The organism is Reinekea sp. G2M2-21, assembly GCF_015687175.1.
Classification (GTDB): domain Bacteria; phylum Pseudomonadota; class Gammaproteobacteria; order Pseudomonadales; family Natronospirillaceae; genus Reinekea.
In genome coordinates this window covers 223,788-235,958 of the sequence record NZ_JADPQG010000001.1, presented here as the reverse complement: position 1 = coordinate 235,958, position 12,171 = coordinate 223,788, and the positions used below count along the sequence as shown (strand labels likewise).

The 12,171-nt window shown below is 51.2% G+C and carries 17 protein-coding genes; 2 read left to right on the top strand and 15 right to left on the bottom strand.

What is annotated here, in order from left to right; translation table 11 throughout:
* Nucleotides 1-78 precede the first annotated feature (78 nt).
* From IYN85_RS01000 to IYN85_RS00985, 4 genes are all read right to left on the bottom strand, one after another.
* Nucleotides 79-501 (bottom strand): MarR family winged helix-turn-helix transcriptional regulator, encoded by a 423-nt coding sequence (locus tag IYN85_RS01000; protein WP_196156998.1) that lies wholly within the window; start codon nt 499-501, stop codon nt 79-81.
* 386 nt (nt 502-887) lie between these two features.
* Complete coding sequence (locus IYN85_RS00995) at nt 888-1,373, bottom strand: GNAT family N-acetyltransferase (protein WP_370592130.1); 486 nt, start codon at nt 1,371-1,373, stop codon at nt 888-890.
* A gap of 12 nt (nt 1,374-1,385) precedes the next feature.
* Nucleotides 1,386-1,868, bottom strand: a complete 483-nt coding sequence (locus IYN85_RS00990) for an NYN domain-containing protein (protein WP_196156997.1) — start codon at nt 1,866-1,868, stop codon at nt 1,386-1,388.
* A gap of 193 nt (nt 1,869-2,061) precedes the next feature.
* Nucleotides 2,062-2,982 (bottom strand): dienelactone hydrolase family protein, encoded by a 921-nt coding sequence (locus tag IYN85_RS00985; protein ID WP_196156996.1) that lies wholly within the window; start codon nt 2,980-2,982, stop codon nt 2,062-2,064.
* A gap of 186 nt (nt 2,983-3,168) precedes the next feature.
* Between IYN85_RS00985 and IYN85_RS00980 the strand changes: the two genes are divergently transcribed.
* A complete protein-coding gene (locus IYN85_RS00980) occupies nt 3,169-3,699 on the top strand; it encodes an RNA methyltransferase (RefSeq protein WP_196156995.1) in 531 nt (176 codons plus the stop codon).
* Between the two features lie 29 nt (nt 3,700-3,728).
* Here the strand turns inward: IYN85_RS00980 and IYN85_RS00975 are convergent, their stop codons facing one another.
* From IYN85_RS00975 to IYN85_RS00965, 3 genes are read right to left on the bottom strand one after another with little or no spacing between them, the layout of a single operon-like run.
* Nucleotides 3,729-4,421, bottom strand: coding sequence for a pseudouridine synthase (locus tag IYN85_RS00975; protein WP_196156994.1), 693 nt, complete (start codon nt 4,419-4,421; stop codon nt 3,729-3,731).
* A 5-nt stretch (nt 4,422-4,426) separates the two neighbouring features.
* Nucleotides 4,427-5,092 (bottom strand): adenine nucleotide alpha hydrolase, encoded by a 666-nt coding sequence (locus IYN85_RS00970; RefSeq protein WP_196156993.1) that lies wholly within the window; start codon nt 5,090-5,092, stop codon nt 4,427-4,429.
* The gene (locus IYN85_RS00965) at nt 5,093-6,079 is read right to left on the bottom strand and encodes a phosphotransferase (RefSeq protein ID WP_196156992.1); all 987 of its coding nucleotides are present in this window, start codon (nt 6,077-6,079) and stop codon (nt 5,093-5,095) included.
* Nucleotides 6,080-6,221: 142 nt separating this feature from the next.
* Between IYN85_RS00965 and IYN85_RS00960 the strand changes: the two genes are divergently transcribed.
* Nucleotides 6,222-6,581, top strand: a complete 360-nt coding sequence (locus tag IYN85_RS00960; RefSeq protein ID WP_196156991.1) for a hypothetical protein — start codon at nt 6,222-6,224, stop codon at nt 6,579-6,581.
* Between the two features lie 192 nt (nt 6,582-6,773).
* Here IYN85_RS00960 and IYN85_RS00955 read toward each other — a convergent pair whose 3' ends face one another.
* From IYN85_RS00955 to IYN85_RS00920, 8 genes are all read right to left on the bottom strand, one after another.
* Nucleotides 6,774-6,956, bottom strand: a complete 183-nt coding sequence (locus IYN85_RS00955; protein ID WP_196156990.1) for a hypothetical protein — start codon at nt 6,954-6,956, stop codon at nt 6,774-6,776.
* A gap of 36 nt (nt 6,957-6,992) precedes the next feature.
* Nucleotides 6,993-7,634 carry an urease accessory protein UreG gene (gene ureG, locus IYN85_RS00950; protein WP_196156989.1) on the bottom strand — a complete coding sequence of 214 codons (642 nt, stop codon included), beginning with the start codon at nt 7,632-7,634 and terminating at the stop codon, nt 6,993-6,995.
* 11 nt (nt 7,635-7,645) lie between these two features.
* On the bottom strand, nt 7,646-8,323 hold the full coding sequence (locus IYN85_RS00945) for an urease accessory protein UreF (RefSeq protein ID WP_196156988.1): 678 nt from the start codon (nt 8,321-8,323) through the stop codon (nt 7,646-7,648).
* A complete protein-coding gene (gene ureE, locus IYN85_RS00940; protein WP_196156987.1) occupies nt 8,304-8,747 on the bottom strand; it encodes an urease accessory protein UreE in 444 nt (147 codons plus the stop codon). Before ureE ends, IYN85_RS00945 begins: the two co-directional genes overlap by 20 nt.
* Nucleotides 8,748-8,810: 63 nt before the next feature.
* Nucleotides 8,811-10,520: an urease subunit alpha gene (gene ureC / locus IYN85_RS00935; RefSeq protein WP_230390408.1), complete on the bottom strand. Its 1,710-nt coding sequence runs from the start codon at nt 10,518-10,520 to the stop codon at nt 8,811-8,813.
* Nucleotides 10,517-10,840 carry an urease subunit beta gene (locus tag IYN85_RS00930; protein ID WP_196156986.1) on the bottom strand — a complete coding sequence of 108 codons (324 nt, stop codon included), beginning with the start codon at nt 10,838-10,840 and terminating at the stop codon, nt 10,517-10,519. Before IYN85_RS00930 ends, ureC begins: the two co-directional genes overlap by 4 nt.
* An 80-nt stretch (nt 10,841-10,920) precedes the next feature.
* The gene (locus IYN85_RS00925; protein WP_196156985.1) at nt 10,921-11,223 is read right to left on the bottom strand and encodes an urease subunit gamma; all 303 of its coding nucleotides are present in this window, start codon (nt 11,221-11,223) and stop codon (nt 10,921-10,923) included.
* A 25-nt stretch (nt 11,224-11,248) separates the two neighbouring features.
* Nucleotides 11,249-12,169, bottom strand: a complete 921-nt coding sequence (locus IYN85_RS00920) for an urease accessory protein UreD (protein WP_196156984.1) — start codon at nt 12,167-12,169, stop codon at nt 11,249-11,251.
* Nucleotides 12,170-12,171: the final 2 nt, after the last annotated feature.

Below are 12,171 nucleotides of genomic sequence, written 5' to 3'. Positions count from 1 at the left end.
TTCCATGGACTACATTCAACTAAAAATAAACCGACGTCTCTGTCGGTTTCTGGTACCTGCACCTTTCCAGGCTTCGCACTATTGTCGTAATTGCGTTAACAACTGGGTCAATTGTTTGAACTGTTCAGTCGTCAAACTGGCTAACTCAGCCATTCCCTGATCCAAGGCGGCCTGACCGTCATTCAGCAGTTTCAGACCGGCGTCGGTGAGCTGAATGTAAACCACCCGCTGATCTTCCGCACTGCGTACTTTTTGGATCAGCTGTTTCTCCATCAACTTGTTCAGTAACCGTGAAACATTGGACATCGGATCATACATCCGTTGGCGAATATCCTTCACGGTGGCTTGTCGTTCAGGCATCTGGGCGACTATGGCCAGCGTGCGTAATTGCTGCACACTGATCTGGAACGGCACAAGAATGTCCGTCATTTTACCCTGCAACCAATTGGCGGTATTGCTCAGTTGGATGAAAGCCTGTTTTGCGCTGTCGTGTTTATTCATGCCGCAACACTATAATCCATGGATTATAATGTCAATACATTAATTCAGGAGAATGAAGCAGAAGCCAGATGGTGTCTTGACGTGAATGGCATCAGGAGGCAAGTTTCAGAGTTGCTGGCAAAGGTTAAGAGGTTGCGTCGATGCGAGCGGACCCAATTGCACCGATCGACATGGCGTCTACAACCCCACCTTTGAAGAAGGTCTGATCAATAAGACCGCTCCATCGAAACAAACCCTTCCGAAAGATTCACAATTCAAGGACCAAACCCGAATCAGCGAACCGGTTTGGCCCTTAACATATGGAGCGCTCAGTGCAATTACTTCACGGAATTACGCATATTGCACTGAACATACCTATTAGAAGCATAAATCAGTGTCCTTCAATTTCAGCCGAGTGATTTTTCCCAAAACAGGGCGTGACCAACTTTAGGGTCCAGTTCATACCCGGAAAAACCGAATTTTTCGTAGGCTTTTTTGGCAATGTCGTTTCCGCTGAGCACTTCTAGAGTGACCTTGCAACAGCCACGTGCGCGTGCTTCATCTTCCACGGCTTGCAACAGTTTCTGGCTTAGACCCAAACCGCGATGCGTACTGAACACGGCAATGTCATGTATATTCACAATAGGTTTAGCTTTGAACGTCGAAAAAGCCATAAAACAGTTGGCCAGGCCAACCGGTTGATCATCGACATAGCACACAAAACTAAAGGCACCCGGGAATTTCGCCATTTCTGCGGCTAATGTCTCTTGTACCTGTGCTTTTAATGGCGAGCCGCCGCCCATTTCGTCCTGCGCGTAAGCATTTAACATGGCAACCAGGTCCGCTGCCTGCCTAGGGTTATGGTAATCCACTCGTTGTATATTGATATTCACCGGTACTCCTCGTCATCTCGGTTGCAGTAATAGGTTTTCATCGATGGAAATGAAGGTGTCTGCTGCGTCTACCAAGGCCTTGGCCGTTAGGGAAGGCACACCATAAATCTCCACCTGCTTTTTGTAGGTCGTGCGTATTTTGTCCACCAGAAGTGCAAAATCACCGTCACCCGTGACCAACACAATCACATCCGATTGTGCGGCACATTCTAAAGCGTCAATAGTAATGCCCACATCCCAGTCGCCTTTCGCGGAACCGTCGGCACGTTGAATAAAGGGTTTGAGTTTTACCGTGAACCCGATGGCGCGCAAAATATTTTGAAACTGACGTTGTTTTTCGTCGCCTCGGTCAATGGCATAGGCATAGGCGGTATCGATCTTCCGACCCTCACTGACCACCTGCCAGAACAGGTTATAGTCGAAACTGCGTTTATAGGCGCTGCGCGTGGTGTAATACACATTCTGCACATCCACCAGTATTGAGACAGTCTGCATGGGCAATCCTTAAGTCGGAGCGCCATTGTAGACGTTTGAACGGAACCTGTTAACAGCCGAGAAACGGACTGACGCGATTGTGAAATAAAACCGCTGTTGGTGAATCAAGGTTGGACAGAAAACGATCTGATGTTCTGAGAGGGGTGCCACCGGTAAGTCTTTGCTGGCTCTCACTTACCGGTGGGCTTTTATCCTATTTTAAATGTTTGTCGAAAAACGCCAACGTGCGTGACCACGCCAATTCGGCCTCTTTTTCTGCATAGCGGCCCGTTGAGTCGTTATGGAATCCGTGATTCACCCCTTCGTAAACGTAGGCGGTATAGTCCGCACCAATAGCCTTGAGGTTCTTCTCATAGTCGGGCCAGCTGCCGTTCACCCGGTTATCTAACCCTGCAAATTGCAACATCAACGGTGCTGTTATGTTTTTCTGCAACTCCGCAGCGGCGGGGGTGCCGTAAAACGGAACGCCTGCATCCAACTTATCGCCCAATACGGCAGCCAACATGTTAACGATGTAACCACCATAGCAAAAACCCACCGCCCCCAACTTACCGGTGCTCAGTTCGTGGTTCTTTAAAAAGTCCGCTGCGGCAATGAAGTCTTCTTCCATTTTTCCACGGTCCAACGCACTTTGCATGGCACGACCCTCGTCGTCGTTACCCGGATAACCACCGCTGGGGTAGAGGGCATCGGGCGCGAACGCGATATAGCCCTGGGTCGCTAAACGACGAGCGACATCTTCAATGTACGGGTTCAGACCCCGGTTTTCATGAATCACCAAAACGACGGGCGCTTTACCTTCCAACGCACGTGGCACCACGAGGTAACCCCGACCTTCACCATAGCCCTTGGACGATGGGAACTTTACATAACTGGCCTTGATCGACTCGTCGTTGAAGTTGACCTGTTCGGCTTCGGCATAGTTGGGCATCAGCGCTGACGTTAAAAAGGTCATGCTGTAACCCAAGGCCGTCAAGGTACCGAGCTTGGCCATAAAAGTACGGCGATCCATCAGCCCATGGGCATATTCGTCGTACCAGTCAAAAGCTTCTTGTGGAATTGGCCGCGCCGTTGCGACAGCTCTGTTTTGTTGAGGTTGACGCTGTGTACTCATCGATAGTCTCTCCAGAGGTTAAGTGCCCGCAGCTCCCTTTCAGAAGCTCGCTGATTCCTCAAATACCCTGAATCCCGCATGGGCTAACAAGGGCTCGAAATTAAACCCGGTGCAAACTCGTCTCACTGATACGATAGCAGATCGTGTTAGGATGTCGGCTTTCCGTAAAGAAATCTGAGAATTCTCATGTCTGTTGACCAACCGTTGGCCGTAATCGGGCTGACCAATCCACAAAGCCCATCCAATGTAGGTTCGGTACTACGTGCCGCCCGCTGTTTTGCGGCCGATCAAATTCTGTTTTCCGGGACCCGCTTTGAGCGGGCTCGAAAATTCCATACCGATACTCAGGCTGCGGACAATCCGGTACCTTTGATTCACTGCGAAGACTTTTTCCACGCCATTCCGGAAGATTGTGCTGTGGTGTGTGTGGACTTAATTGAAGGTGCGACACCGCTGTCGGACTTTGAACACCCTCCACGCGCGCTGTACCTGTTTGGTCCTGAAGATGGCTCTATCGATCAGGCGACCATAGATCGCGCTGATCACGTCGTTTACATACCCACCATTGGTTGTTTGAATTTGGCCGCCACGGCTAATGTCGTGTTGTACGACCGTGCGGCCAAACGGCCGAAGGTTGCGGTGGGGGACGATCAGATACGACTTAGCCGCGATCAAAACAACGCCACTCGGGTCAAGAAGGGAGCAAGTGAAGAGTAGCGTTGAAGCGACATCGGTCGCTCAATGGGTTATCCGGGCAGTGAAATCTCGCGCCACTGCCCTTCTGCCAGGTCGTCCGGCAATTGATAGGGACCGATTGCCAGGCGATGCAACGACAATACTGTATTCCGAAAATGCCCAAACATTCGTTTTATCTGATGATACTTGCCTTCGGTTAAGCGCAACTCAACACTGGTCGCCGACAGCGGCGACATTTGCACCGGCGCAGTGGTGATGTCTTCATAGGCAAAATAAATACCGCGCTCAAAGGCGACTTGATAATCATCGGTGATGGGTTCTTTGACCGTTACCCGGTAAACCTTGGCCACTTTCTGTTCCGGGTTCATCAATTGCCGAGACCAGCGACCATCATTCGTCAGCAGCACCAACCCTGAACTGTTCAGGTCCAATCGACCCACTATATGTAATTCATACTTGCGGGGATGATCAATTAAATCCAACACGGTTCGGTGCTTATCGTCTCGGGTGGCACAAACCACCCCTACGGGTTTGTGCAGCATTAGATAGACCGGCGCGCATTGCTGCACGAGCGTGTCGTCCAAATAAACCCGCGAAAACTGGTCGACCAGCTGAGTAGGATCCACCGCCACGCATCCGTCGACACGCACCCGCCCCTGCAGTACCGCCAACCGCATCTGCTTAATTGGACGCTGCTGCGTCTGTGCTAACCACCTGTCCAGTCGATTACGATTCGCGGCCATAGCGCTCAGGCAGGCGTCACATCGGCGAAGACGAAACCATCACGCTCCACTACCTCGCCTACCTTAATAGCGATAGGGGCTTGAAACATCGGTCCGTCGTACACAAAAGAATGAAACTCACCGTTTTCACCACAGGGGTCAACGCCTTCTGGTAAATCATTGAGAAACGATTCGTCAAACAGACGCCCAGCAAAACTGGCATCCAACTGCTTGGGATCGACACAGGTAATCACTGTTTTCAATCCGCCAGCAATCATCTCTTGTGCCAGGGCTTTGGTCGGTTTTTGCCAAAGCGGGAAAACAGGTTCAATGCCCGTACCAGCCAAGTTCTTAATGCGATAGTCGCGGATGTCTTCCAGATACAGGTCGCCAAAACACATGCACTCGATACCCTGCTCCACCAGTTTCTGAGTCGCGTCCGCCATAATCTGTTGGTATTGCTCGTTCGAACAGGGAAAAGGCAATTCAATGATCGTCAACGGCAGATTCAGTGCAGCAGCCTGTGCTTTTAACAACTCAACGCGCACGGCGTGCATAGCGGTGCGTTGATAGGTTTGATTAATAGTACACAGGCAGCCCACCAATTCGATATCGTCACGCTGCTGAAGTTGGTAAGTGGACCAGGCGGAATCTTTGCCGGTGCTCCATGACAAAATGGTTTTCTTCTTCATCTAAAATCCTTGGTCTTCTGCGAAACTGCGCAGAACGGCGGGTAACGCGTAATTGTAAGAAACGGAACGGGGGTCGCATTGATTTTGCAACGCGTGTTGCCACGACAAAAACGACACCAATGACCACACTTTTTGCGCGTGGGTCAGCATCTGGCGAAGTTCGCCATACGGCGCAAACTGCGTCCACGGTTGCAAATAGGCCTGAATAAAGGGCTCTATCTGTGGCGACCGCTCGGGGATGTTACCCCGCCGGGAGATACTACTCAACACAGAGCGCAATGACATGAACGGGTGAGTCAGACTGACATCACCCCAATCAAAGATGCGAACCTGCTGCGCAAACGCGAGGTTGCCATCGTGTAAATCACCGTGATTGATGGTGTCGCTAATGCCGTAACGATACAGTTCGTCAATGGTACTGTCCCAATCCCGAAATGCCCGATGAATGATGTCGATATGCTCCGCGCGCAACTGCTCAGCCTTGTCGTCACTGTTGAACTCAACATACCGGGTAATGTCGGTGCCGACGAGCTCGCGCAAACGATAGGCATTCCGCTCCGGAATGGCCAGCTTGGCCAGCATCGGGTGCGACATAGCGTTAATCTGCAAGTGTGCGTATCGCGACAGGGCATCCAGCCACAGAGAGGCGTCGAAGCCGGTGTCGAAGCATTCACGAAACATTGGGCCAGCATCCTCGACCAACAAAAAACCTCGCTCAGGATCAGAAGCGACGTAATTGGCAACGGTACTTGGGGCGAGCTTCGTTAAAAAATGGGTAACCTCCAGTTCGTGATAAAAAAATGGTGGCAGACATTTGAAATACCAAACTCCCCGCTGATGCGAGACCCTGGCCACAAAAGACCAAGCCATTTCCCGTACCGCGATGATCTGTGACACGGCCGGAATCCCCTGTTCAACAAGAACGGCATTCACCCAATTCAATACCTCGTCATAAACGTCCGCTAATACCGCGTGTGCCTGTTGCAAAATGTGATACCCGTTTAAAAATTTTTAACGACGCTAGGTACCCAAGCACCGAAAGTCAAGAAACTTGAAGTTGATCACACGAAAAACGAGCGCTATTCGGTATTTTGTGAAATAAAAAAAATGAAACAACATCGAGGAACGTATGAAAGGAATCAATCTGTTGATGTGCATTGCACTCTCGGTTGTGCTCATCATTTTAGCGAGCTGTGAACAGAATGAATTAAACAGCCAATCGGAAGACACTCATCCGAGTCGCCTTTTTGCCAGTACTATCGGAAAAATGGCGTGGATACAATTCACACCGCCACCCCCAGGTTTTAACCTCAACCAAAACTCAGAATGGCAACCTCCAACGACGACACATCTTTATGGTCAGATCGTGGCGGTCGATAACGGTTGGTTGTGGCTGAGGGAACATAACGAACTGACGACTGGACAACTTGCCAGCTCGGGACAACACCTGATTGCGATCAGCGCCATTATGGATATCCGATTAGACTAAGAGGAGTCAGTGTCGGCGGCAATGCCCTTTTCTGAAGCGGTATTTTTACTCGCATCAAAAGGTTCACAGCACTCACATGCAATGGTCGGTCAGGCTTTGTAGGTTTTGGACAGTAGATTAGGACGCCTTGTAATGGTTCTTCAACGCAGTCAAACCGAAAACCGGTTCGACCACGCAGCCATCTTCAGTCAACTATCTCTTAATAACCTTGCGCACCACCTGCGTCAGCATTGATAAGCCCAGCAACAGACTTAATGCGAAAAAAGGATTATTAAGGTTATGTTCCAACGCATGAATGGCCGTATTGGTGTTCACACTGTCGTGTGCTGAGGCTAACAAGGGAAACAGGGCCGGAATGATCGCCATTTTTTTCATAAATTTCTCCAGTCGTAACAGTTATAGATATTCGATTTACACCACCGCCAACGCAGGCGGTAATACTTTTTCTTCCAACATGCCTTCACGGACGATAGTGGCAATGATGTCATCCAACCCGGTGGCCTGTTTCAGATTTGAAAAAATGTAGGGTTTGTCACCTCGCATCCGTTTGGTATCAACATCCATCACTTCCAGTGAGGCTCCGACCAACGGTGCTAAGTCAATCTTATTAATGATCAATAGATCGGATCGGGTAATACCCGGTCCACCCTTGCGCGGAATTTTATCGCCTGCGGAAACATCAATGACGTATATAGTAAAATCGGACAGCTCCGGGCTGAACGTCGCGCTGAGGTTATCACCGCCGGACTCCACAAAGACGACATCCAATTCTCCGTGCCGCGCCATGAGTTCATCAATGGCCGCCAGATTCATCGAAGCGTCTTCACGAATGGCGGTGTGTGGACAACCACCGGTTTCTACACCGAGGATACGATCAGCTTCCAGCGCTTCGTTTTTGGTCAGGAACTGGGCATCTTCTTGTGTGTAGATATCATTGGTTACCACGGCAATGTTGTAGTGATCTTTCATGGCCGCACACAATGATCGCAGTAACGCCGTTTTACCGGAGCCAACCGGACCACCGACTCCTACACGTAACGTTTGTTTAGACATAGTTTTCTCCTTCAGGATCGGAACAGGCGGCTGTATTGGGTTTCGTGCAGGCTGCTGGCAATAGCCAGCGCCGGCAACGAGCCGCCGAGCGTAAATTCGTCAAGACTGGCCGAACATTCGACGGCCACCGGAATATCGTTTTGCAGATCTGCCAGTAAACGTTGCGCCTGAGTTTGCCCCAACGGCACCAGTTTGGTGGCTGCGGCGACCTGATTTTCCAACCAGGACCAGACAAACCCCTGGGCAGCCAATTCAACATTGATCTGCCAAGCGTGCGCAGCCACGGCAAACAGAGTAACAAAACTCGTTTCGCCGATCTCGGTATGCGGCACGTCTACATCGAGCGTTTTTAATAAGCGTTTCAGGGCATCCCCCATGGCAGTATCAGTAAAACGCAGTTCTTTGGTTTCACGATTCGCTAAGGCAATGTCGTTCCAAACTTGCCATTGAGCAGTATCATTTTGCGCCAACGCGACCATAGCGCCGCGCAACACTGGCAGATCAATACGCGCAATGGAATGATGCAATTGCAGCGTCAACCACTGTTGTGTTGCGGCCAAGTCGCGAACCCAACCCTGGTCGATAGCGGTTTCCAACCCTTGCGAAAAAGAAAACCCGCCCACCGGCAGACTGACGCTGGAAAGTTGCAGAAGTCGCAGCAGGCTGGCGCTAGTGGTGGTGATGACCATGCGCATAGGCTCCGCTTTCTGGTTTGAATACAGATGTTTCATGGGTCACGATCAAACCGATCTGATGCAGCATGTCCTCTAGAACATGGTCCGGTTTAATGCGCAACCAACGTTCACCCACTTCAATTTTGGTGTGGCGGTTACCAAGGTGATAACAGGCGCGGGCAAAGGTGTGCCAGTCTTCACAACTGGCGTGCGCGACGGCTTCCAAGGCGCCTTCCACCTGGACAACTTTGCCGCATTCGGTTTTCAGGTATTCACCAACATGTAACGCCTTGCCGCGCTCCAGAAAAACTCGAACCTCTTCACCGGTCTTACTGGTGAGTTTTAATCGGCCGCGCTCACGTTGTTCATGGGTCAAAACCACAACCGCGTCTATTTTTTCGTGGCAATGCATGCCTATTCTTTCTGTGACTTCCAGCATGATGATTTCCTGCTTATTTCATTTCAAATCGTTCAGGGTTAAACCGACTGTCTGCGGTAATCGTTAAAACAAACAATACAGCTGTGCCAACGGTAACTCGGTCGCCGGTTCACAGGTTAACAACTGGCCATCGGCGCGCACTTCATAGGTTTGTGGATCCACCGTCACATCGGGCATCCAATCGTTATGAATCATGTCCGTTTTGCGGATGTTGCGGGTGTTCTTGCACGCCGCCAATGTGCGATCCAAGCCCAGACTTTCGCCGACCTTAATGTCCAGTGCCGCTTGCGACACAAAGGTCAACGATGTTGCCGCGCAAGCTTTGCCTTTAGCGCCAAACATCTCCCGGTAGTGCACCGGTTGTGGTGTGGGGATGGACGCATTCGGGTCACCCATCGGTGCGGCTGCAATCATGCCGCCTTTCAGAATCAGCGACGGTTTAATGCCGAAAAAAGCCGGTTTCCACAGCACCAGATCCGCCAGTTTGCCGGCTTCGATGGATCCAACTTCGTGAGCAATACCGTGCGCAATGGCCGGGTTAATGGTGTACTTGGCGACATACCGCTTGGCGCGGAAATTGTCAGCACCAAGCGCCAGATCTTCCTGCAACAGGCCGCGCTGCACTTTCATTTTGTGTGCCGTTTGCCAGGTGCGGGTGACCACCTCACCCACTCGCCCCATCGCTTGAGAGTCGGAAGCGATCATGCTAAACGCACCGAGATCGTGAAACAGATCTTCCGCGGCAATGGTTTCTTTGCGAATACGGGAATCTGCGAAAGCGACATCTTCAGGGATATTGGAATCTAGGTGGTGACACACCATCAGCATGTCCAGATGCTCATCGACTGTATTGTGCGTGTACGGTCGGGTTGGGTTCGTCGATGACGGCAACACATTCGGGTAAGCACAGGCTCGAATGATATCCGGCGCATGACCGCCACCGGCGCCCTCCGTGTGATAAGTGTGAATCACCCGATCCTTGAACGCGCCAATCGTGTCATCAACAAAACCTGATTCGTTCAGCGTGTCGGTGTGAATAGCGACCTGCACATCGTATTTTTCGGCAACCGTTAAGCAGTTATCAATGGACGCCGGTGTGGTTCCCCAGTCTTCGTGCAATTTTAAACCACAGGCGCCGGCCTCCAATTGTTCCGCCAACGCTTCCGGTAAACTGCCATTGCCTTTACCAAGAAATCCGAAGTTCATCGGCAGACTGTCTGTCGCCTGCAGCATTTTTCCAATATACCACGGGCCGGGTGTGCAGGTGGTGGCGTTGGTGCCCGTCGCGGGACCTGTCCCGCCGCCAATCATGGTGGTGACACCGGACATCAACGCCTCTTCAATTTGCTGAGGACAGATGAAATGAATGTGTGCATCAATACCACCGGCCGTGAGAATCGAACCTTCACCGGCAATGACTTCGGTTCCCGGACCAATGATCAGGTCCACCTGGTCCTGTACATCCGGATTACCGGCTTTGCCGACACCAACGATTCGCCCCTCTTTAATACCGACATCGCCTTTGACAATACCCCAGTGATCCAGAACCAGTGCGTTGGTGATCACCAAATCCAAGGTCTCAGCAGACGGTCGTTGCGACTGCCCCATACCGTCGCGGATGACCTTACCACCACCGAATTTCACTTCGTCTCCGTACCGGGTGAAATCTTTTTCAACCTGAATCCATAATTCGGTATCCCCCAGACGCACCTGATCACCAACCGTTGGTCCAAACATCTGCGCGTAACTGGTACGATCCATCGATTTAGTCATGAGCGATCTCCTTGCTGCAATGCGCCCATCACTTCGCCGCGAAACCCATAGATAGTTTTACTGCCTGCGTACTCCACCAATTCCACTTCACGCCCTTGGCCGGGCTCGAACCGCACAGCGGTGCCAGAAGCAATATTCAACCGATAACCTTTGGTTACTTCGCGCGTGAATTGCAATGCGGGATTCACTTCAAAAAAATGGTAGTGCGAACCCACCTGCACGGGCCGGTCGCCGGTATTTTCCACGCGGATGGTCTGTGTCGCGCGACCGATATTAAGTTCGATGTTGCCTGCGGCAACCTTTATTTCACCTGGAATCATGACGCCCTCGTTTCACTGCGTTATGGATCATGCCCCCTGTTGGGAGGCTCAGTTTCATTATTCTGTGTTCGTTAACTGGTTCAGCAAATGGGCTCATGCACCGTGACTAATTTAGTGCCATCCGCGAAGGTCGCTTCCACCTGAACCTCGTGAATCAAATCAGGGACACCGGGCATAACCTGCTCGGCTGAGAGCAGCGTTTTGCCAAACGCCATCAGCTCAGCGACGGTTTTGCCATCGCGGGCGCCCTCCATAATCTCCATGGTGATGAACGCCATCGCTTCCGGGTAATTCAGTTTCAAACCACGATTCAATCGCCGCTCCGCTAACAGAGCGGCGGTAAACACCAGCAATTTATCTTTTTCTCTTGGTAACAATTCCATGCTTCTGTCCTGTTAAAATTCGCGATTAGGTATTCCAGATTCGGGGTGGACAACCTTCCCGTCCGAGCAATGTTTTTCGGATGGGGCTCCACAGCTGTGTCAACGATTCGCGCACCTGCTCACTGCAGTCGCCCAAGCTGCGCACCACGATAAAATCGCTGACCCGAGTCACCCCCACCAGCGCATTACTTGCCCCGACAAGATTGCGTAGTTCGTCAACCAGAGTATTGGTATCGTCTAAAAACGGACCGGCGACCATCAACCCCTGAATCGGGTGTTGTTGAAAACCGATGGACGCCTGCAGAAAATCGCGACTGTCATCGTTCAGAACCAAACGTTCCTGTAACATCAAACGATCGTTCCGGTAAATCATCAAATTCTGATTGAACGATCCCCGATCAAATGTCAAACCATTCGCCGGTAAGCCCAAACACACCACGTCCCAGAAAATAACTTTGGCTTGCTCGGCCAAAAAAATCCGATTCGTCGCTTTGGCGTGCGCGCCCGGAAAAAGAATCGCTTCCAATGGTAACCACTCCACTACACCACCTTCGGCGATTTCAAGGGTCGCGCTTTGCTCTTGTGGAGACTCATCCTCTCGAGCGCGATACATTCGCCCTGCACCAGGGGTCGTCACCAGCGTATGGGCATGGGGTTCTACCTGTACATGAATATTTAAATGATCTCCTGATACCAGACCACCGGGTGGATGCAGCAAATAAGCGTGGGGAACTGCAACGCCCTCCGGGTAGAAAGGTTTTTGTATATACAACGGTCCTTTGTGCTCTTTTTCCACCAACCGAACACCCCGTGAGGTGTTCGCGAATTTCAAGCGCAAAAAAGCGGCCCAGTGGCTGGCCGGCGCAATTTCTGTTGTTTCCAATATGTCTGAATGATTGCCGTCCACCCTCGGCTCAGTTGTGTTATTTCCTGCATCGCGTGCCATGC

What these genes read in the sequence shown, in the direction of transcription:
- IYN85_RS00925 (WP_196156985.1), bottom strand. Translation starts at nt 11,223, where the DNA reads ATGGAATTGTTACCAAGAGAAAAAGATAAATTGCTGGTGTTTACCGCC.
- ureE (WP_196156987.1), bottom strand. Translation starts at nt 8,747, where the DNA reads ATGCTGGAAGTCACAGAAAGAATAGGCATGCATTGCCACGAAAAAATA.
- IYN85_RS00980 (WP_196156995.1), top strand. Translation starts at nt 3,169, where the DNA reads ATGTCTGTTGACCAACCGTTGGCCGTAATCGGGCTGACCAATCCACAA.
- IYN85_RS00960 (WP_196156991.1), top strand. Translation starts at nt 6,222, where the DNA reads ATGAAAGGAATCAATCTGTTGATGTGCATTGCACTCTCGGTTGTGCTC.
- IYN85_RS00930 (WP_196156986.1), bottom strand. Translation starts at nt 10,840, where the DNA reads ATGATTCCAGGTGAAATAAAGGTTGCCGCAGGCAACATCGAACTTAAT.
- IYN85_RS00985 (WP_196156996.1), bottom strand. Translation starts at nt 2,982, where the DNA reads ATGAGTACACAGCGTCAACCTCAACAAAACAGAGCTGTCGCAACGGCG.
- IYN85_RS01000 (WP_196156998.1), bottom strand. Translation starts at nt 501, where the DNA reads ATGAATAAACACGACAGCGCAAAACAGGCTTTCATCCAACTGAGCAAT.
- IYN85_RS00990 (WP_196156997.1), bottom strand. Translation starts at nt 1,868, where the DNA reads ATGCAGACTGTCTCAATACTGGTGGATGTGCAGAATGTGTATTACACC.
- IYN85_RS00975 (WP_196156994.1), bottom strand. Translation starts at nt 4,421, where the DNA reads ATGGCCGCGAATCGTAATCGACTGGACAGGTGGTTAGCACAGACGCAG.
- IYN85_RS00955 (WP_196156990.1), bottom strand. Translation starts at nt 6,956, where the DNA reads ATGAAAAAAATGGCGATCATTCCGGCCCTGTTTCCCTTGTTAGCCTCA.
- IYN85_RS00970 (WP_196156993.1), bottom strand. Translation starts at nt 5,092, where the DNA reads ATGAAGAAGAAAACCATTTTGTCATGGAGCACCGGCAAAGATTCCGCC.
- ureC (WP_230390408.1), bottom strand. Translation starts at nt 10,520, where the DNA reads ATGACTAAATCGATGGATCGTACCAGTTACGCGCAGATGTTTGGACCA.
- IYN85_RS00945 (WP_196156988.1), bottom strand. Translation starts at nt 8,323, where the DNA reads ATGGTCATCACCACCACTAGCGCCAGCCTGCTGCGACTTCTGCAACTT.
- ureG (WP_196156989.1), bottom strand. Translation starts at nt 7,634, where the DNA reads ATGTCTAAACAAACGTTACGTGTAGGAGTCGGTGGTCCGGTTGGCTCC.
- IYN85_RS00920 (WP_196156984.1), bottom strand. Translation starts at nt 12,169, where the DNA reads ATGGCACGCGATGCAGGAAATAACACAACTGAGCCGAGGGTGGACGGC.